Source organism: Mesocryomonas lacus (genome assembly GCF_055730135.2).
Genome location: NZ_JBUZWE020000002.1, coordinates 1 through 19,725, shown reverse-complemented (window position 1 = coordinate 19,725; position 19,725 = coordinate 1). Strand labels below are relative to the sequence as shown.

Here is a 19,725-nt window from a genome sequence, read left to right as displayed (position 1 = left end):
CCAAGGAAGCCGCCGCAATGCCCAGCGAGCCCGGCCCTGCCGGGCGCTGTCAGGTCACAAAAAGGGCCATCTGCTGAGAATGCGGGCGTGCGCACCAGCCTGCCCGCCGGTACGCCTTCGGTTCCGCCCGAACAGAATACCCCGATCCCACCAGTCTTTGGAACCTGATGCTTGGCGAGGTCCACGACATCGGCCTATCTCCGGGTCAGCCGAGGAGTCGCCATGTCTACGCTGCCAATAGCCACGCCGCGCACCGCGGTGTCCTCTCCCCTTGGTTCCGCGGGTATCACCTCGCTCGCTGTCCTCCTCGTGGGGACGCTAGCGCTCGGCGTCGCCTTCGGACCGTCCCACGGTGCCTTGTTCCTGGTCGGCGGCGGGCTCGGGATCGCGCTCTATCACGCCTCCTTCGGCTTCACCGCGGCATGGCGCGCCTTCATCCTGGAAGGCCGGGGACGGGGATTGCGAGCGCAGATGGTCCTCCTGGCCGTCGCCGTCGTGCTGTTCTTCCCGGCCCTCAGCGCCGGCACGCTGTTCGGCAACCCGGTCACCGGCCTCGTCCAGCCGCTCAGCCTCTCCGTCGTCATCGGCGCTTTCATGTTCGGCCTCGGCATGCAGCTCGGCGGCGGCTGCGCGTCCGGCACGCTCTTCACCGCCGGCGGCGGCAATGCCCGCATGCTGGTGACGCTGTTCTTCTTTGTCGTCGGCTCGGTGCTCGCCACGGTCCATTTCGACTGGTGGGTCGCGCTACCGTCCTTCCAGCCGGTGACGCTGGTCTCACTTGGAGCGCCCCTCGGCATTGCCGTCTCGCTGGCGCTCTTTGCCGCGATCGCAGGACTGACCATCGTCATCGAAAAACGCCGCAATGGCACGCTGGAGGAGGCCCCACCCTCGCCGCGCCACGGCCTGTCGCGCTATCTCCGCGGTCCCTGGCCGATGGTGGCAGGCGCGATCGTTCTGGCGCTGCTGAACTTTGCGACGCTGGCGCTATCCGGACGCCCTTGGGGTATCACCTCCGCCTTCGCCCTCTGGGGCGCCAAGGGCGCTGAGCTCATGGGCTTTAATCCCGCCGCCTGGGCCTACTGGCAGACCCCCGGCAACGCGAAAGCCCTCAGTCAGACCGTCTTTGCCGATGTCACCTCGGTGATGGATTTCGGCATCATCGCCGGCGCGATGCTGGCGGCGGCGCTGGCGGGGCGCTTTGCCCCGAGCCTGCGCATCCCGCTTCGCTCCGTCGTCGCGGCCGTGATCGGCGGACTGATGCTCGGCTACGGCGCGCGCATCGCCTATGGCTGCAACATCGGCGCCTATTTCTCCGGCATCGCTTCCGGCAGCCTGCACGGCTGGCTCTGGGCCGTCGCCGCCTTCGCCGGCAATGTGCTCGGCGTCAAACTTCGCCCTCTGTTCTTCACGACGCCAGCGACATCCGCTGCGGCTGCCGGCCCTGCTTGAAGAAGCAGCGCGGCACCGTCGCGGTACCATCCACTTCCCGTTGAGCCCTGGCTGCCGCAGAAGACGCGCGTCTGGCCCGGCACAAAGGGGGCGCATGTATCAGCGCACGGCCAAATGCTGAAGCGGAACCCCCAGCGCCTGGCTGAGGTCGCGCAGTTCGCTCTCGGTCGCGACGGCGCCTTCCTCGATCTGAAGAAGGCGTTCGGCGGAGATATTCGTCGATTGGCCGAGATCGCTCGGGCTTATCGCCCCCGCCTCGCGAAAAGCCAGAGGGGGCGATACGCCTGCCTCTATCGCCGCCGCCGCCTCCAGCGGCACTTCGAATTTCTCGTTCAATTCCGCCCCTCCCTGCACAAAGTTTCCGCCAGGAATGGGTTCGGAGCCGTCCCATCCCTCTGCGCCTGCAGCGCCGGATCCTTCCTTGAAAGCGTCGTGGCTACCGCTCGCATGCGCTCCTCCGTCGGCGCCGGGGTCCTGGTCGACCGCGCTCAGTCGAGTGCTTCGACCGCGTGGTCGAGCTTCTCGTCCTCGGCGCCATCGGTTTCCTCGATCTCCTCTTGCACGGCGGCGTCTGCACCAACCTCGGCCGTGTCTTTCGGCTTGCCGTCAGCGTCCGGATGATCGGAACCGGCACCGCCTTTGTTCGGGGTCTTGGCATGTGTATCGGACATGAAAGTGCTCCTGGGTTCCCTGCGCCGCCCGCATCGCGGGCGGCCGCAAGAAAGATGTCAGTGTTCGCGCCGTTGATACGGCTCGGCGGAAGCGGTGAAGAATTTAGAGGCCGTCGTCCCGCGACGGGTCCCTCTTCTCGCCGACACCCGGCGGGCGCTGTTGGCCACCGGGAACGTCGGGCTGCCGGGGCATGTCCGGCTGGATGGTGCCGGCGTCGCCAAGCCCCTCATCGGTCTCGTCGCCGAACTGGCCCATGTCGACCAGATCATTATCGAGGCCGCTGAACTCGGCATCGACCACAGCCTCGTCGCGCCCTACAGGCCGCGCCGGAGCGCTTCCTTCGGTCAACGAGCCCGGCTGCTGGTGGTTGTCGTGGATGCGGTCGCCCTCGAAGCGGGGGGCATCGTCGGTACGATCGTCGGGGATCCGGCTCATGTCTCTCTCCCTGTTTCAGGGGAGAAGGGCGGCGGCGAACAGACGGTTCCGAGCGGGTCGCCCATTCCACGTTCAAGCCTTTGTTTTTCCGTGCGATCCGCCGCTGGACAGTCGCCTGCCCGCTTGAGCCTGCGGACGATACGGCCGGTCCGCAACCGGCGCCCTGTCGCACGACGGCGCCCGGCGCGGCGATGGGGTTCATGCTAAAGGCATCGACAGAAGGTAGGGAGCCTGCGCCAGCCCGTCCCGCCAGCATCAGCCCTGGAGCCGACCGAGATGACGACAGACCGATCAGCCCAGCCGGAGGGGCTTGCCGCACCGGGTTCGGCGCGGGAGGTTTTCACGATCTTCCTCGGGCTTGGCCTGACATCCTTCGGCGGGCCGGTCGCCCATCTCGGCTATTTCCGCGATGCCTTCGTGACGCGCCGCCGCTGGATGTCCGACCGGGCCTATGCCGACCTCGTCGCGCTCTGCCAGTTCCTGCCCGGCCCCTCCTCCAGCCAGGTCGGCATGGCGATCGGGCTGCACCGCGCCGGCTATGCCGGGATGGCTGCGGCGTGGATCGGCTTCACGCTTCCAACCGCCTTGCTGCTCGTCGCCTTCGCCTATGCCGAGGCGCCCTTGCGCGCGGCTTTCGGCGGCGGCTGGCTCGACGGGCTGAAGGCGGCGGCGGTCGCCATCGTCGCCCATGCCGTCCTCGGCATGGCGCAGACGCTCGCCGCCGGCCGGGAGCGCGCGAGCATCGCCGTCGCAGGGCTGGCGATCACCACCCTCTTTCCCACCGCCTGGTCGCAGATCGCGGCGATCGCGCTCGGCGCTGCCGCGGGATCGACCTGGCTCACCCCCGCGCCGACGACGGCCGCAGCCGAGGCGAATGAGCCCGCCCTTTCGGTGCCCGTCGGCCGCAGGACCGCGGTGATGGCGCTGGCGATCTTCGCCGGGCTGCTCTTCGCCATGCCGCTGGTGGCTGCTGCAGAGGGCAGCGTCCTGTTTGCGCTGGCCGACAGCTTCTACCGATCCGGGGCGCTGGTGTTCGGCGGCGGGCATGTCGTGCTGCCCTTGCTCCAGTCGGCGACCGTCGATACCGCGCTGGTCAGCCGCGACGCCTTCCTTGCCGGCTATGGCGCGACGCAGGCCATGCCTGGGCCTCTCTTTGCCTTCGCGGCCTATCTCGGCGCCGTCGCCGGGGGACCGCTTCTCGCCCTCGTCGCCCTCGTCGCCATCTTCGCCCCCGCCGTCCTACTGCTCGTCGGCGCCTTGCCCTTCTGGCAGCGCCTGCGCTCGACGCCCGCGGCGGTGCGAGCGCTGGCAGGGGTGAATGCCGCCGTCGTCGGCATCCTCGCCGCCGCCCTCTACGATCCCGTCTTCACCGAGGGCATCACCTCGCGCGAAGCCTTGGTGATCGCCGCCATCGCCTTCGTGGCGCTGGCCGCGTGGAAGGCGCCGGCCTGGGCGGTGGTGATCGGGGCCGGAGCGGCCGGCTGGCTGTTGCTGTGAGCAGGCCGTCGTGGCGTGCCCTGCCCAGAAGCCACCCCGGGCGGATCACGCGCGGCCACGGCGCTGCGATTTGCGGACACGGCTTGATCTCGATCAACCCGGCCGTCGGCCGCGGGGACTAGCGTCGCCCTCTGGACGCCCGTGCGCACCATCGCCCGGCATTGCCGGGACAATGAGCCCCGCGTCGAACCCATGGGGACGCGGATGCATTCGGACCTTGCCATCGTCAGTCTCGCCGGAGAGCCGTCCCCGCTCGACAGGCTCCGTCTGTTGCACCGGCGACAACGGGGGCTCTGCGATCTCCTGGAGGCGCTGGCGGACGCCTTGCCGGCGATCCGGCCGCAGGCCTGCCTCGAGGCGGCCTGGGCGATCACCACCCTCATCGGTCCGCTCCAGGCGCTCGAGGAATCCGCCTTCTTCCCGTTGCTCCGGCGCCGGCTGGGGTCCTCGACCACGATCGCGACCAGCATCGGCACCTCCTGCTTCGAGCATGTCGAGGACAGGGACGCAGCGCTCGATCTCGTCGTCAGCCTGAAGCGGTTGGCGGAAGGCTGCTCGCGCCAGGAGATCGACCTCGTCTCCTACCAGTTGCGCGCCTTCTTCATGGCCATCCGCCGGCACGAGGCCCGCGAGATCGAGGTGCTGTTCCCGCAGGCGGCGGAGGCGTTCACGGCGGAAGACCAGGCAGTCCTTTTGGCCGCGCTCACCAGCGGCCCCGGCGCCGGCTGGCCGGCCGGGACCGACACAGGCGCGCCCTTTCAGTTTCAGTTTCCGGACACCTGACGCAGGCTTGATGCCGACAGGATGCGGATCGACGCCGCGGACTGGAAGGCGATGACGCCCATCTTGCGCAGCTCGGTCATCTTGCGCGAGACCGTCTCGATCGTCAGGCCGAGGAAATCGGCGATCTCGCCGCGCGAGAGCGGCATCGCGATCTCGGCCGAGCCGCCTGCCGGGGCCAGGCGGGCATGCGAGGCCAGCATTTCCAGATAGGTCGCGACGCGTTCGATCGCGGTCTTGCGGCCGAGCGCGATCAGCCAGTCGCGGCTGTCGTCCAGCTGGTTCAGGGTTTCCGTCAGGACGCGGTGCTCGAGCGCCCGGTTGTGCGAGAGCATGGTTTCGAACCGCCCGCGCGGGAAGGCGCAGATCCTCACCTGGCCTGAGGCATTCAGCTCGGTGTCCTCGGTTTCCCGGAACGGCCTTCCGATGAAGCTCGGGGCGAACTGCAAGGCGACGATCTGGTGTCGACCATCGGGCAAGCTCTTGGACAGGCTGACCGCGCCGCTGAGAACGACGCCGAAAGTGTCGCTCCGCGAACTCCCCCGCCCGATCCGGCTGCCCGCCGGGATGCTGCGGCGCTGCGACATCTGCGACAGCTCGGACAGTTCGCTGCCCCCGAGCGCACCGCAAATGCCGAGCGTGCGGGACTCACAACCGACACAGCCCAGAGGCAGGTCTTCGCCCGCCGCTCGGGCTACCGGAGATAGGGTCGTTGGCATTGGGCAAACCTCGCGGAAAAGAGCTCCAGCGGACCGTTCCGTCAACGCGCGGCGATCCGCTCGACGGGGCCGCTCGACGGGGCCGGGAATTCCTGTGGGTGCAGACGCCATCTTAGTCCGGCTTGCCGACCGGTGAAAGCCGAATGCCCGATATCGGTAGTTAACCTCGTAAGTAATTCCCGCTTCCGTCGGGACCGACGCCTCGACCAATCCACCGCGGCGTTGACGGAGATCAATCCCGGCTGGCGGGAAAAGGGCATGCTGGCTTCATCGCGGCAGAGTGCCGCCAGATGGAGGATTTCCCATGAACGCTCCTGCCATGGCCAAGGCGGCCGAGCCTGCCGGCAACGCCGTGATGATCGCGGCGCCCAGTGGCGCCATCATGGACCTGCTCGTGCATCTCGACGGGTCGGCCCAGGATGAGCGAAACATCGTGCTGGCCGAAACGGTGGCGACGGCGTTCGGCGCCCATGTCCGCGGCGTCTTCACGCATGAGATCCCAAGCACGATGCTGGCGCTCGGCCTCGGCGGCGAGGGCATCGCCTACGACTTCTGGGAGGCGGACGGCAAGGCCGCGGACGCGGCGGAGCAGCAGGCCCGCCAGCGCCTCGACCGGATCGATGCCACGACCGACTTCATCCGAACCGACGGCATGCGGCACGAACTGAACGCCGGCATGACGACGCTCGCCCGCTCGGTGGACCTCGTGGTGGTCGGGCGCCCCTATGGCGAGGGCGAGGGCTGGGCGGATCTTCTGGAGGCGGCCCTGTTCAGCGCGGGGACACCGGTCCTTGCGGTACCGCCGACGGCAACCCGGCCGGGCGAGATGAAGGCGATCCTGATCGGCTGGCGCGACATGCGCGAATGCGCCCGTGCCATCGCCGCAGCCTTGCCGCTGCTGCAGCGCGCCGAGCGGGTCTACCTGGTGTCGGTGGCGGAGTCAGACAGCCGCGACGAGAACCTGCGCGAGCCTGCGGCCGACATGGCGCGGCACCTTTCGCGCCACGGCATCACGGTGGAGGTGCGGCATCTGCCGGAATGGCCCGATGCCTCGGCCGGCCTTCTCAACGAGGCCGTCGTGGTCGACGCCGACATGATCGTCATCGGCGCCTATGGACGCTCCCGTCTGCGGGAGTTCATCCTCGGCGGCATGACCCGCGATCTCCTGACCGCCAGCCCGCTGCCGGTGCTGATGGCGCACTGACGCCGCCACCTCCGGCTGATACGAAAAAGGCGCCGCTCCCGGAGGAGCGACGCCTTTCGTCTGAAACCGACGTGCGATCAGTCGTCGTGGTCGGGGAACACGGTGTCGAGATCGACGTCCGGCGCCGAGGTCAGCGTCTCCTTGGTGAACTCAGGCACGGCGACGCGCATCTTGTCGCCGTCCATGGTCATCTGCAGGGCGGAGAAGTTCACGAGGACGTCCTTCTCGCCAAGGCCGAGGAAGCCGCCGACTTCGACGACAGCCGCTGCGACCGAGCCGTCCGAGTTGACCACGAGATCGTCGATCTCGCCGATCTTCTCGTTGTTCGCGCCGTAGACGTCGAGGTCCATCAGGTCGCTGGCGAGGTGGCTCATCGGCATCGCGCCGGCAGCGGCGGGGGCCGGCAGGGTGTAGAACGCGCCGGTGACGGGCGTGTCGGAGCCGGTGGTGGTGGTCGCCGTGGTCGTGCTGGTCGTGGCAGGGGCAGCCGGGGTGGCGGTCTGCGCGATGGCGGCACCACCGAGAAGCGTTGCGATACCGGCGGCGAGGATGAGGGTCTTCATGATATGCCTTTCGTGAGGAGGCGTCGCTGGGTGCGACACCTTGTCATGGCATCTCAAAGCATCTCGCCCGCCATCGGTTCCTCGAAAACGACGATCTCTTCAGCCGGAAAGGCGATGGCAAGGCCGCTGTTTCAATGGCCACCGGATCGCCGCCAGCTATCCCTTCCGCAACTTCCCTAGGGACATATCGATAGTCCCAAAGCCATGCGCCGCAGGCGCTTTTCGCCCTTGAGCCGCGGCGGTCGAGCCTTGCAGGCCCTTAGGAACCCTGCTGGACGGCCAATGCCTGCCGCGCGATCACCCGCTCCTCGTCGGCCGGGATGACGAGGACGCTCACGCGGCTGCCGCCGGCCGAAATGCACGGCGCGCTGCGCTCGTTCGCCGAGGCGTCGAGCCCGATCCCGAGCCAGGAGAGCCGCGCGCAGACGCCGGAGCGCACCGTCGCCTGGTGCTCGCCGATCCCGCCGGTGAAGACCAGCTGGTCTATGCCGCCGAGCGTGTTCGCCATCAGCGCCACTTGCCCCGACACATGGTGGACGAACAGCTCTATTGCGGCGATCGCCCGCGGATCCCCGCTGTCCACGAGGTCCCGCAGGTCGCCCGAGATGCCGGAAACCCCGAGCAGCCCCGACTGGTGGTAGAAGATATCCTCGAGCGCTTGGGCGCTCAGGCCGAGATGGCGCTGCAGATAGAGGATGGCGCCGGGGTCGACCGAGCCGCAGCGGGTCGCCATCGGCAGCCCGTCGAGCACGCTGAAGCCCATGCTGGTGTCCTGGCTCTCGCCGTTCGCGAGCGCGCAGAGGCTGGCCCCGCTGCCGAGATGGGCGACGACCGTCCGCGATGCCCCCTCGCCCATCGCCGCCAGGCGCTCGGCGATGTGCGCGTAGGAGAGGCCGTGGAAGCCGTATTTGCGGATGCCCTCCTCCGCCTCGAAGCGCCACGGCAAGGCGTAGCGCCGGGCGGTCGCGCCGATGGTGCGGTGGAAGGCGGTGTCGAAGCAGCCGACCTGGACGAGGTCCGGCCGCAGCGCGGCGATCAGCCGGACCGGCAGCAGGCACCGCGGCTGGTGCAGCGGCGCCAGCGGGGTCAGGCGGTCCAGCGGCTCCAGACAGGCCGGGGTCAGCACCACCGGGTCGCAGAACGCCGCCCCGCCATGGACGATGCGGTGGCCGACGGCCACCAGCCGGCCGGGCCCGCAGAACGCGTCGATCCAGTCGAGCAAGCCGGCAAACAGCGCCGCCGGCGCCGTTTCCGCCGGGCTCTCGGTCTTGACGAGGACCGTGCCCGCCGCATCCACTGCCGTGAAGCCGCAGCGGGCAGCGTCGTGCAGCGTCCCGCGGGCGAGGAGGACCGCCTCCGGCATGCCGCTCTCGAACAGCGCGAACTTGATGCTCGACGAGCCGCTGTTGATCGCCAGGACGCATCCCGCCGTCATCGACCGGCCGCCATCAGGCGCCTCCCGCCGCGCCCGTCTCGGCGCCTGCCGGGGCGGACCAGCCCCAGTTGCGGATGTCCGGCATGTCCTCGCCGTGTTCGGCGATGTAGCGCTTGTGCTCGGCCAGCCGGTCGCGGAACCCTTGCTTCACCGCCGCCGCACTCTCGTTCAGCCCCGGCACCCGCTCGATCGCCTCGATGGCGAGGTGGAAGCGGTCAATCTCGTTCAGCACCACCATGTCGAAGGGCGTGGTCGTCGTGCCCTCCTCGATGAAGCCCCGGACATGGAAGTTGCCATGGTTCCTGCGCTTGTAGGTCAGGCGGTGGATCAGCTGCGGATAGCCGTGGAAGGCGAAGACGACGGGCTTGTCGCGGGTGAACAGCGCGTCGAAATCGGCATCGGAAAGACCGTGCGGGTGCTGGTCGGGCGATTGCAGCGCCAGCAGGTCGACGACGTTGACGAAGCGGATGCGCAAGTTCGGCAAGGCCTGCCGGAGAAGGCCGGTCGCGGCCAGCGCCTCGAGCGTCGGCACGTCGCCGGCGCAGGCCATCACGAGATCCGGCTCCAGTCCGGTCTCGTCGGTGCCTGCCCAGGGCCAAAGACCGATGCCGGCCGCGCAATGCGTTCGCGTCTCGGCCAGCGACAGGTATTGCGGCGCCGGCTGCTTGCCGGCGACGATGACGTTCACCCGGTCATAGGTCTTCAGGCAGTGGTCGGCGACCCAGAGCAGGCTGTTGGCATCCGGCGGCAGGTAGATCCGCACCGTGTCCGCCTTCTTGTTGGCGACGAGGTCGATGAAGCCCGGATCCTGGTGGCTGAAGCCGTTATGGTCCTGCCGCCAGACATGCGAGGTCAGGAGGTAGTTGAGCGACGCGATCGGGCGGCGCCACGGCAGTTTTCGCGTAACCTTCAGCCATTTGGCGTGCTGGTTGAACATCGAGTCGATGATGTGGATGAAGGCCTCGTAGCACGAGAACAGGCCGTGCCGTCCGGTCAGGAGATAGCCTTCGAGCCAGCCCTGGCAGAGGTGTTCGCTGAGGACCTCCATCACCCGCCCGTCCGCCGACAGCGCGACGTCGTAGAGCTCGACACCCTCCATCCAGGCCCGGTCGGTCGCCTCGAACACGGCGCCGAGCCGGTTGGAGGCGGTCTCGTCGGGGCCGAAAAGGCGAAAGTTGGCAGTCTCCGCGTTGAGCTCGATGGTCCGCTGGAGGTAGCGGCCGAGCGCCATCGTCCCGCCGGCCGTCGTCGAGCCGGGCAGACCGGTCTCCAGGGCGAAGTCGGCGATGTCCGGCAGCAGGAGCGCGCGGCGGAGAACTCCACCATTGGCCTGCGGCACCATCCCCATCCGCCGTTCGCCGGTCGGCGCGAGCGCTGCCAGCGCCGGATCGAGGCGCCCTTGGCGATCGAACAAGGTCTCTGGCTGATAGCTGCGCATCCAAGCCTCGAGCTGCTCCAGATGGGCCGGATTGGTCCTCGGATCGGCGATCGGCACCTGGTGCGCCCGCCAGAACCCCTCGACCCGCTTGCCGTCGACCTCGGCCGGGCCGGTCCAGCCTTTCGGGCTGCGCAGGATGATCATCGGCCAGCGCGGGCGGGTGCGCGCGGCGCCCTCGCGCCAGTCGCGCTGGATCGCGGCGATCTCGGCAAAGCACCGGTCCATCGCCGCGGCCATGGCGACGTGCATGGGCATGGGGTCGCTCCCCTCGACGAAGATCGGCTCGTGCCCGTAGCCGCGGAAGAGGTCGGTCAGTTCCCCGTCCGCCATCCGCCCGAGAACGGTCGGCCCGGCGATCTTGTAGCCGTTGAGGTGCAGGATCGGCAGCACCGCGCCGTCCCGCGCCGGGTTGAGGAACTTGTTGGAATGCCAGGAGGCGGCCGTCGGCCCGGTCTCGGCCTCCCCGTCGCCGACGACGCAAGCGACGACGAGGCCGGGATTGTCGAAGGCCGCACCATAGGCATGCAGCAGCGCATAGCCGAGCTCGCCGCCCTCATGGATCGACCCCGGCGTCTCCGGCGCGACATGGCTCGGAATGCCGCCGGGAAACGAGAACTGCCGAAACAGACGCTGCAGACCCGCCGCATCCTGGCTGATGTCGGGATAGACCTCGCTGTAGCTGCCCTCGAGATAGGTGTTCGCCACCATTCCCGGGCCGCCATGGCCAGGGCCGCAGACGTAGAGCACCGAGACGTCGCGCTCCCGGATGACCCGGTTGAGATGGGCATAGACGAAGTTCAGCCCGGGCGTCGTGCCCCAGTGGCCAAGCAGCCGCGGCTTGATGTGCTCGGGCCGCAGCGGCGCCAGCAGCAACGGGTTGTCGAGAAGGTAAATCTGGCCGACGGACAGGTAGTTGGCCGCCCGCCAGTATCGGTCGAGCAGCGCGAGCTCATCGGCGCCCGGAAAGGTTTCGGCAATCATGCGGGGGATGTCCTTCGATCGGATGGGAGCACGCGGGCGGCAGCGCTGGGACCGCGCCGGACGAAGCCCGGCGGGGCATCTTTCAGAAAGGCCGCCGCGCCCGGCGCTTCGGGCTGCGGCGCAAGGCCCTCGCCAGCCCGGCCAGACGGGACCACAGACGGCGGCCGAGACGCTCGATGCCGAACTTCAACCGGGCTTCCCCATCCTCGACGGCATCGAGGATGTCTTCGGCGACGTCTTGGGCGTCGCTGGCTCTGTCATCGGCTGACATGGCGATCTCCTCCGCTTCTCGCCACGACTTGGCCTGAGAAGGCCGGCGGCGGCTTTGATCCAGCGCAAGGCCGCGCGCGTTTTTGGCCGCTGCCACGGCACCAGGCCTGCCTGCGGGCAAAGACGCGGTGTTCCCGATGATGGAAGCCGGCGCTACGGCTTCACCGCCAGATGGCTCGCCACGCCCTCGACGCCGCGAATGGTCTCGACGACGACGCGGGCCGCCTCGACCGCCTCGCGCGACGGCGCGTCCCCCCAGAGATGCACCACGCCGTTCGAGAGGGTCGCCGTGATGTCGGCGCCGGCGAGACATTCGGTCTCGCGCAGCCGGGCGAGGACACCGCAGCGGAGGGCCGCCTCGCCGGGCGCCATGTCGCCGAGCCCCGCCGCCGCGATGAGCGGCAGGAGATCCGCGCGGCTGACGATGCCGACGAGGCGCCCATCGAGGAGAACTGGAACGCGCTTGATCGCATGCAGCGCCATCAGCTCGGCGATGCGGCTGACCGGCGTCTCCACGTCGACGACGATCGGATCCTTGCGCATCACGTCGCCAACCCGCCAGCCGTTCGCCTTCACATAGTGCCGCGCCACGGCGGCGCTCTTGCGATCGGCGTCGGCGAGCGCGGCGATGCCGAGTTCGCTGCGGCTGAGGAGGTCCCCTTCGGTGAGGATCCCGACGACCCGGCCGGCATCGTCGACCACGGGAAGCCCGCTGATCTTGTGTTCGAGCATGATCTGCGTCGCATGCCGGACGGCATGGTCGGGCGACACCGTCACCGGATTATGGCTCATGATATCGCTGGCCTTCATCGCTGTGCTCCCTTGTCGGTTCGGTGATCTGGTCATGGCGGTCGGCTTACCCTGTGATCGGCGAAGCGTAGCGGCGGCAGACCGCCCGGCGAAGCTGGCGGCGGGCCCTTGCCGCATCGGCCCGCCCCTCGCCACGCAACGCTTCCGCTTCACCGGCGAGACCGTCGTCCTTGATCACGTCGCGAAACCAGCGCCCGTAATCGCCGCACGCCAAGTGATGCAGCCAGGTCCGATCGTCGACGGCATCGCCGATGTCGAGGAACTGCTGCAGGTTGCGCGCCGGCAAATTGTAGCGCTTGTCGGGCCCCCGAAAGTAGAAGCTTCGGCAGAGGCCCACGTCGCCAAGCGCGTATTTGCCCGCATGCCGCCGGTGGTCGTGGCGGGGTACGGCGGCGCGAACCGCTTTCGGCGCCACGCCGGACCTTGGTGCCCAGTAAAGGCCCTCGCCCGGTGCGAGGTCGGGCCAGGCCTCGGGCGGCACAGCTGCGGACAGCCGGGCGAAGGCTTTGAGCGCGCCGACGGTATCGGGTCCCAGCGCAAAAATCGCCGCGACGCTCGCCAGCGCCGCCGGGCAGAGCGCGTCCGGAAAGAGGGTCACGAGGATTGCCGCGGGCAGCGTTTCGAGCGGCTCGCAGACGCCGCTCGCCTCGGGTCCAGAGAGGGCTTGATGGGCCTCGTCGATCAGCACCCAATGCGGCCGGCCCGTTTGCGCCCGGAGCGCCGAGGTCTGCCGCAGGAGATCGCGCAGCAGCGCCGAGCGCCGGGCGAGGCTGAGCGCTTGGGTGTTGACGATGAGGTTGAGGCTGCCGTCGTGCAAGATCGCGATTGCCTCTGCGGCCGCCGGCGGGGTGGTGACGTCGCCGACGCCGACGGCGCCCACCATCCCGCCATAGTCGCCCTCGGGATCGACGACGCAGAACTCGAAGCGGCGCTCGACCATCTGCTCGATGAGGGCGCTCGACAGCTTCGACTTGCCGCTGCCCGAGGCGCCCGCGATCAACAGGCTGCCGCCCGCGGCGAACAGCGGAACGTCCGCGCCCGCCCGGTCCGTCCCAAGCCGGAGCGCCTGCCTCTGCGGCGTAACGAGGCTGGCTTCGTCGTCGATCATCCGGTCGATGAGCTCGGCCACCCCGGCGCCATGATCGCCCTGCAGCACGATGTCGGCCTCCGCCTTCACCGACGGCAAGGCGTTTGCGACCACGGCGGCGCAGCCGCATTCGCGCAGGAAGGCGTGATCGTTCTCGGCATCACCGACCGCCACCACATTGTGGAACGACAGCGCAAGGTCCTGCAGCGCGGCGCGAAGGCCGCTCGCCTTGTTGACCCCCGACGGCAGGACCATCACCGCCCCCTTGTTGAAGATCACCTGCAGCTCGAGGCCGAGCCGGTGGATGGTCTCGAGGATGGCGCCTTGGTGCGGCTCCCAGGCAGCGACGATGCAGCGCCCGACGGAGACGTTTCCGACATTGCGCCCGGCCAACGCGTCGAGGAAGGCGGGCGAGGCCGGCTCGGCGAGCAGCCGCTCGTGTCCCGTGGCGGGATCGTAGATGAGCGCGCCGTTCTCGGCGACGACGCGGTCGAAGAGGTCGATCCCGGCGAACGCTGCCTGCAGCGGTGGCAGCTCGCGGCCGGTGACCAGGATCAGGCGCCGCCCGCTGGCCTTCAGCCGCCGCAGGGCATCGAGCGTCGCTGGCGCCACCACGCCGTCGGTGGCGAGGGTTCCATCAAAGTCTGCCGCCAGTGCGAGGAAGTACAAGGGTCTCGAGCTCCCGAAACGGAACTGCTGAAGCGCCCTTCCTTATTGCCGCAGAGCGGCGTTGGGGATGTTGATTCAGGTCAAGCGGTCCGGCTTTTCGCCAGCGGAACGGCCGGGGTTTGGCGTTATGCCTCGCCCGCGCGATAGCCGACGCCCGGCTCGGTCAGGATCAGCACCGGGTTGGCCGGGTCGGCTTCGAGCTTGGCGCGCAGCTGGCCGATATAGACGCGGAGATACGGCGTGTCGTTCTCGTGCGGGGCGCCCCAGACCTCGTGCAGGATGTGGCGGTGGGTGACCACCTTGCCGGAATGGCGGACCAGCAGCGACAGGAGGTCGAACTCCTTCGGCGTCAGCTTGACCTCGGCGCCGGACCTCAGCACGCGGTGGCGGGGGAGGTCGATCTCGATCTCGCCGTGCTTCAGGACCGAGGTTTCGCCCTTGGCCTGCATCTGGCTGCGGATCGTCGCGCGGATCCGTGCCATCAGTTCGCCGACGCCGAAGGGCTTGCTGACGAAGTCGTCGGCGCCGAGATCCAGCGCCTCGACCTTGGTGCTCTCCCGGTCGCGCGCGGAGAGGACGATGATCGGCACATCCGTCCACCCCCGCAGCCGCCGGATCACCTCCGCCCCGTCCATGTCGGGCAGGCCGAGGTCGAGGACGACGACGGCGGGCTTGCGGCTGGCGACCATGGCCAGCCCTTGCGCCGCGGTATCGGCGCGCAGCGGCACGAAGCCGTTGGCCTCGAGCGCCGGGGTCAGGAAGCGGTGGATGGCGGGTTCGTCGTCGACGACGAGAATGGTGGCACCGATCACGGCATGGATCCTTCGGAGGGGGACAGGCGGATGGGTAAGCGGATGAGGAAGGACGCGCCCCGGGGCTGGCCGGCCGGCGGGCTGGCGGCATCGACCGTGCCGCCATGCGCCTCGACGATGCCCTTGGTGATGGCAAGACCCAGACCGGAGCCCTCGCCGCCGTCGGCGCCGCTCGATGCCGCCCGGACGAATTTCTCGAAGACATGCGGCAAGACCTCGGCGGCAATGCCCGGGCCGTCGTCGGCGATCTCGATCTCCAGGGCGTCCGACGCCGTGCGCACCGACAGCGCAATCGTCGCCGCCGGCCCGGAATAGCGCACGGCATTGCCGATGACGTTCGCCAGCACTTGGTCGATGAGGCTCTGGTCGGCGAAGATCAGCGGCAAATCGGGGGCGATGGCGACGGTGAAGTGCTGCGGCGCCCCGCGTTTGCGGGCGAGCGCGACCGCCCGGTGCACCGCCTCCTCCGCGTCCAGCCAGTCGCGCCGGATGTCGAGGCCGCCGGCCTCCAGCCGGGTCATCGACAGGAGGTTGCGGACCATGCCGTCGAGGTGCTCGGCCTCCTCGCGCATCTGGACGAGCAGGTCCCTCTGCCCCTCCGGCGAGATCTGGCCACCATATTCGATGAGGCTCGTCGCCGCGCCCAGCACCGAGGCGAGCGGCGTGCGGAAATCATGGCTGATCGAGGCGAGGAGGATGTTGCGCACGCGCTCGGTCTCGGCGGCCGTGCGCGCCGTCGCCACCTCCGTCGACAGGGCGGTGCGGGCGAGCGCGGCGGCGGTCTGCTCGGCCAGCGTCTCGACCAGCACCATCGCCTCGCCGTCGAGCGCCGCGTCGGCCGGGGCGCGCTCGACGCCGAGCACGCCGACGCGGCGGCCGGGCACCCGCAGCGGCACGAACAGCCAGGGCGCGTTCGGCAAGGTGCCGGTATCGGCGCCGGCGTTCTCGTCGTGCAGCAGCGCCCAGTGCGCGGCGGTCATCGAGGCGGTGTCCAGCCGGTCCTCCGGCGGCCAAGCCGCGGCGATCGCCAGCGCGTCCGCCGCCGGATCGCCGACGCCTTCATCCGCCTCGCCGGCAACCTGCACCCGGCCGCGCGCGCCGCCTTCGCTTTCGGCCGGCACGAGCAGGATCACCGTCGCCCGGTTGGTGGCGGCGTGGACCTCGGCCACCGCCGCATCCGCCACCGCCTGCTCGCCGGCCAAAGCCGACAGCCGGCGGGTGAACTCGTAGAGCCGCCGCGTCGCGCGGGTGAGCCGGACGGTCGCCTTCGCCTGCTCGCGCGTCTGCCCGGCGATCGCCGACATGGCGGCGGCGATGCCAAGGAAGATCAGCAGCGTCACCACCTCGTGCGGCCGGGCGACGGTGAACGAGAAGGTCGGGGCGATGAAGAAGAAGTTGTAGGCGAGAAAGGCGAGCCCCGAGGCGAACACCGCAGGCCAGACGCCGAAGCGGAAGGCCGGGATGACCACGGCGATGAGGTAGAACATCGACATGTTCGGCAGCGCGATCACCCGCGACAGGCCTTGCCCGACGAGGGTGGCGAGCGCGACGCCGACGGCTGCGACGCCGTAGCCGCGGATCTCGCCGAAAGGCGGGACGGTGAACCGCGCCGCCGGCGTGCCGTCCACCGCCTCGGCGGTGACGATGTGGATGGCGATGCCCCGCGCCTGGTGGGTCAGCGCGTCGGCAAGGTTGCGGCGGAACCAGCCGAGGGCGCCGGCGCCGCGGGCCTGGCCGATGACGATCTGGGTGACGTTCTCGAACCGCGCGGTGCGCAGGAGTTCGGCCGGCAGGTCGTCGGCGACCAGTGACCGGGTCTCCGCCCCGAGGCTCTCGGCAAGGTGCATGCCCGCCTGCAGAAGCCGCCGCGCCTCGGCGGGGACGCTGACGCCCGGCCGCTCGATCGTCACCGCCATGAACGGCGCGTCGAGGAGGTCGGCGAGGCGCTTGGCTTGGCGCACCACGCGCTCGGCCATCTTGTTCGGCCCGACGCAGACGAGGATCTTCTCGCCGGCCGCCCAGGGACCCTCGATCGCGCCGCCTTGCATCCGCTCCAGGAGGTCGGTGTCGACATGCGCGGCGACGCGGCGCAGCGCCAGCTCGCGCAGCGCCCGCAGGTTGCCAGGCTTGAAGAAGCTCTGGATGGCGCGCTGCGCGGTGTCCTCGACGTAGATCTTGCCGTCCGCGAGGCGCTTCAGGAGCTCGTCCGAGGGCAAGTCGACGAGGATGATCTCGTCCGCCTTCTCCAGCGCGGTGTCCGGGACGGTCTCGCGCACCCGGACGCCGGTGATGCGCTGGACGACGTCGTTGAGGCTCTCGACGTGCTGGATGTTCAGCGTCGTCCAGACGTCGATCCCGGCGGCCAAGAGATCGCGCACGTCCTGCCAGCGCTTCGGGTGCCGGCTGCCGGGAACGTTCGAATGCGCGTATTCGTCGACCAGCAGCAGCGCCGGGCGCCGCGCCAGCGCGGCGTCGACGTCGAACTCGGGAACCAGGCGGCCGCGATAGGGCACGCCCTTCTTGGCGATGACGTCGAGCCCGGCGACCATCGCCTCGGTCTCCGCGCGGCCATGCGTCTCGACGAGACCGACCACCACGTCGGCGCCATCGGCCCGCGCCGCCTTCGCCGCCTGCAGCATCGCATAGGTCTTGCCGACCCCCGGTGCCGCCCCGAGGAAGATGCGCAAGCTTCCCCGTCCCTCGCGCTCGGCGGCGGCAATCAGCGCATCGGGCGAGGCCCGCAAGGGTTGGTCGGCACTCATGGCTCTGCCTTACGGCTTTGGCACTTCCCGGTCGAGCGCGAGGTTGAGGGCGAGCACGTTGACGCGGGGCTCGCCGAGGATGCCGAGGGTGCGCCCCGTCGTGTTTTGGGCCACCAGCGTTTCGACTGCTGCCGGCGTCATGCCGCGGGCGCTGGCGACACCGGCAACTTGCGCCATCGCGAAGGCCGGCGAGATGTCGGGGTCGAGGCCGCTGCCGGAGGTGGTGATCGCATCGGCCGGGATCGGGCCGGCGATCCCTGACGCGCGGAGGGCGGCGGCGTCGGTCTTCAGGCGCTCGGCAAGCTTGGCGGAGGTCGGCGCGAGATTGGTGCCGGAGGAGGCGCTGGCGTCATAGCCGGTGCCGGCGGCGGACGGGCGCGGCTTGAAATATTCCGGGCGGGTGAAGGCCTGGCCGATCAGGCGGGAGCCGACCACTTTTCCGTCGCGCAGGACGAGGCTGCCGTTCGCCTGATCGGGGAAGATGACTCCGGCGGCCCCGGTCATGGCGACGGGATAGGCAATGCCGGTGAGCGCGGCGAGGAGGACGAGAAGCGTCAAGGCGGGGCGAAGTTGGGAGAGCATCGAAGTTCCTTTGGGATTTGGACTGAAGCGAGGTTGGTGCGGTTCGCCCCCCTCTGGGCTGCCGCCCATCTCCCCCTCAGGTGGGGAGATCGATAGTCGCCGAGGCCGCAGCCGCTGATCTCCCCACCTGAGGGGGAGATGCCCGGCAGGGCAGAGGGGGGTGCGCGCCGCAAACTTGGCAAAAGGCGCGCTGCGGCCTCGACGGAAAACGCGCCGCCGCTGCGCTACACCAGGCCCAGCCCCGCCACGACCATGTCGATCAGCTTGATGCCCACAAACGGCACGAGAATGCCGCCGAGGCCGTAGATCAGGAGGTTGCGGCGCAGGATCGAGCCGGCGTCGCCGGGCGTGTACTTCACCCCCTTCAGCGCCAGCGGGATCAGCGCGACGATGACCAGCGCGTTAAAAATCACCGCCGAGAGGATCGCGCTTTCCGGCGAGGCGAGGCCCATGACGTTGAGGAGGCCGAGCTCGGGGATCGCCGCGATGAACAGCGCCGGGATGATCGCGAAGTACTTCGCGACGTCGTTGGCGATCGAGAAGGTCGTCAGCGCGCCGCGGGTCATCAGCAATTGCTTGCCGATGCCGACCACCTCGATCAGCTTGGTCGGGTCGCTATCGAGGTCGACCATGTTGCCGGCCTCGCGGGCGGCTTGCGTTCCGGTCTGCATGGCGACGCCGACATCGGCCTGCGCGAGCGCCGGGGCGTCGTTGGTGCCGTCGCCGCACATGGCGACGAGCCGGCCCTGCCGCTGCTCGTTGCGGATGTAGTTCAGCTTGTCCTGCGGCGTCGCCTCGGCGATGAAGTCGTCGACGCCGGCCTCCGAGGCGATCGCCGCGGCGGTCACTGGGTTGTCGCCCGTCACCATGACGGTGCGGATGCCCATGCGCCGGAGCTCGGCGAAACGCTCCTTGATGCCAGGCTTGACGACGTCCTTGAGGTGGATGACGCCGAGCAGGCGCGCGCCCTCGCAAAGGCCGAGCGGCGTGCCGCCGGAGCGGGCGATGCGCTCGACCGCCTGGGTGAAGGCGGCAGGCTCGGCGCCCCGGTTTCCGGCATCCGCTACGAACTTGCGGATCGCGTCGATCGATCCCTTGCGAAGCTGCCGCCCGCCGACGTCGACGCCGGAGAGACGGGTTGCGGCGGAGAACTCGATGAACGCGGCGCCCGCCTCCGGGGTGGCGGGCACGTCGACGCCGTATTTTTCGCGGGCGAGCGTCAGGATGGAGCGGCCCTCCGCGGTCTCGTCGGCAAGGCTCGCCTGCACCGCGGCGGCCGCAGCCTCCGCATCGCCGACGCCCGGCACCGCGACGATCTCGGACGCCATGCGGTTGCCGAAAGTGATGGTGCCGGTCTTGTCGAGCAGCAGCGTGTCGACGTCACCCGCCGCCTCCACCGCGCGGCCGGACATGGCAAGCACGTTGTGGCGCATCAACCGGTCCATGCCGGCAATGCCGATGGCCGAGAGCAGGCCGCCGATGGTCGTCGGGATCAGCGTGACGAGGAGCGCCACGAGGATCGGCACCGGCACGATGGCGCCGGCATAGCGGCCGAGGCCC

General features: G+C 69.5%; 18 protein-coding genes. 4 read left to right on the top strand and 14 right to left on the bottom strand.

Features of this window, described 5'->3' with window-relative positions; genetic code table 11:
• Positions 1 to 222: 222 nt before the first annotated feature.
• Positions 223 to 1,449, top strand: coding sequence for a YeeE/YedE family protein (locus ACZLZY_RS03025; RefSeq protein ID WP_472931971.1), 1,227 nt, complete (start codon positions 223 to 225; stop codon positions 1,447 to 1,449).
• A 99-nt stretch (positions 1,450 to 1,548) separates the two neighbouring features.
• On the opposite strand, the gene ACZLZY_RS03020 is transcribed toward ACZLZY_RS03025, so the two are convergent.
• The 3 genes from ACZLZY_RS03020 to ACZLZY_RS03010 all read right to left on the bottom strand — a co-directional run bounded on the left by ACZLZY_RS03020 (position 1,549) and on the right by ACZLZY_RS03010 (position 2,556).
• Positions 1,549 to 1,785 carry a helix-turn-helix domain-containing protein gene (locus ACZLZY_RS03020; protein WP_472931970.1) on the bottom strand — a complete coding sequence of 79 codons (237 nt, stop codon included), beginning with the start codon at positions 1,783 to 1,785 and terminating at the stop codon, positions 1,549 to 1,551.
• A gap of 152 nt (positions 1,786 to 1,937) precedes the next feature.
• Positions 1,938 to 2,120 (bottom strand): hypothetical protein, encoded by a 183-nt coding sequence (locus tag ACZLZY_RS03015; RefSeq protein WP_472931969.1) that lies wholly within the window; start codon positions 2,118 to 2,120, stop codon positions 1,938 to 1,940.
• A gap of 103 nt (positions 2,121 to 2,223) precedes the next feature.
• A complete protein-coding gene (locus tag ACZLZY_RS03010) occupies positions 2,224 to 2,556 on the bottom strand; it encodes a hypothetical protein (protein ID WP_472931968.1) in 333 nt (110 codons plus the stop codon).
• Positions 2,557 to 2,832: 276 nt separating this feature from the next.
• Here ACZLZY_RS03010 and chrA point away from each other — a divergent pair, with 276 nt between their 5' ends.
• Both chrA and ACZLZY_RS03000 read left to right on the top strand, forming a co-directional pair.
• Complete coding sequence (gene chrA / locus ACZLZY_RS03005; protein WP_472931967.1) at positions 2,833 to 4,053, top strand: chromate efflux transporter; 1,221 nt, start codon at positions 2,833 to 2,835, stop codon at positions 4,051 to 4,053.
• A 204-nt stretch (positions 4,054 to 4,257) separates the two neighbouring features.
• Positions 4,258 to 4,836, top strand: a complete 579-nt coding sequence (locus ACZLZY_RS03000) for a hemerythrin domain-containing protein (RefSeq protein WP_472931966.1) — start codon at positions 4,258 to 4,260, stop codon at positions 4,834 to 4,836.
• Here ACZLZY_RS03000 and ACZLZY_RS02995 read toward each other — a convergent pair.
• On the bottom strand, positions 4,818 to 5,420 hold the full coding sequence (locus ACZLZY_RS02995; protein ID WP_472931965.1) for a Crp/Fnr family transcriptional regulator: 603 nt from the start codon (positions 5,418 to 5,420) through the stop codon (positions 4,818 to 4,820). The genes ACZLZY_RS03000 and ACZLZY_RS02995 overlap by 19 nt on opposite strands.
• A gap of 436 nt (positions 5,421 to 5,856) precedes the next feature.
• On the opposite strand from ACZLZY_RS02995, the gene ACZLZY_RS02990 reads away from it, so the two are divergent.
• The gene (locus ACZLZY_RS02990) at positions 5,857 to 6,756 is read left to right on the top strand and encodes a universal stress protein (protein ID WP_472931964.1); all 900 of its coding nucleotides are present in this window, start codon (positions 5,857 to 5,859) and stop codon (positions 6,754 to 6,756) included.
• Between the two features lie 77 nt (positions 6,757 to 6,833).
• Here ACZLZY_RS02990 and ACZLZY_RS02985 read toward each other — a convergent pair whose 3' ends face one another.
• The 10 genes from ACZLZY_RS02985 to kdpB all read right to left on the bottom strand — a co-directional run.
• Positions 6,834 to 7,319 (bottom strand): PRC-barrel domain-containing protein, encoded by a 486-nt coding sequence (locus ACZLZY_RS02985; RefSeq protein WP_472931963.1) that lies wholly within the window; start codon positions 7,317 to 7,319, stop codon positions 6,834 to 6,836.
• Between the two features lie 259 nt (positions 7,320 to 7,578).
• Positions 7,579 to 8,754: an acetate/propionate family kinase gene (locus ACZLZY_RS02980; protein WP_472931962.1), complete on the bottom strand. Its 1,176-nt coding sequence runs from the start codon at positions 8,752 to 8,754 to the stop codon at positions 7,579 to 7,581.
• Positions 8,755 to 8,767: 13 nt separating this feature from the next.
• Positions 8,768 to 11,173 (bottom strand): phosphoketolase family protein, encoded by a 2,406-nt coding sequence (locus ACZLZY_RS02975; RefSeq protein ID WP_472931961.1) that lies wholly within the window; start codon positions 11,171 to 11,173, stop codon positions 8,768 to 8,770.
• 82 nt (positions 11,174 to 11,255) lie between these two features.
• Positions 11,256 to 11,444 (bottom strand): hypothetical protein, encoded by a 189-nt coding sequence (locus tag ACZLZY_RS02970; protein ID WP_472931960.1) that lies wholly within the window; start codon positions 11,442 to 11,444, stop codon positions 11,256 to 11,258.
• 152 nt (positions 11,445 to 11,596) lie between these two features.
• Positions 11,597 to 12,253 (bottom strand): CBS domain-containing protein, encoded by a 657-nt coding sequence (locus ACZLZY_RS02965; RefSeq protein WP_472931959.1) that lies wholly within the window; start codon positions 12,251 to 12,253, stop codon positions 11,597 to 11,599.
• Between the two features lie 46 nt (positions 12,254 to 12,299).
• Positions 12,300 to 14,009, bottom strand: coding sequence for an HAD family hydrolase (locus ACZLZY_RS02960; RefSeq protein WP_472931958.1), 1,710 nt, complete (start codon positions 14,007 to 14,009; stop codon positions 12,300 to 12,302).
• A 125-nt stretch (positions 14,010 to 14,134) separates the two neighbouring features.
• Complete coding sequence (locus ACZLZY_RS02955) at positions 14,135 to 14,821, bottom strand: response regulator (protein WP_472931957.1); 687 nt, start codon at positions 14,819 to 14,821, stop codon at positions 14,135 to 14,137.
• Positions 14,818 to 17,583: a DUF4118 domain-containing protein gene (locus tag ACZLZY_RS02950; RefSeq protein ID WP_472931956.1), complete on the bottom strand. Its 2,766-nt coding sequence runs from the start codon at positions 17,581 to 17,583 to the stop codon at positions 14,818 to 14,820. The genes ACZLZY_RS02955 and ACZLZY_RS02950 overlap by 4 nt, the downstream gene beginning before the upstream one ends.
• Before the next feature lie 9 nt (positions 17,584 to 17,592).
• Complete coding sequence (kdpC, locus tag ACZLZY_RS02945) at positions 17,593 to 18,165, bottom strand: potassium-transporting ATPase subunit KdpC (protein WP_472931955.1); 573 nt, start codon at positions 18,163 to 18,165, stop codon at positions 17,593 to 17,595.
• Positions 18,166 to 18,389: 224 nt separating this feature from the next.
• Positions 18,390 to 19,725, bottom strand: a 1,336-nt coding sequence (gene kdpB, locus ACZLZY_RS02940) for a potassium-transporting ATPase subunit KdpB (protein WP_472931954.1), incomplete at its 5' end; no start/stop codon positions are given.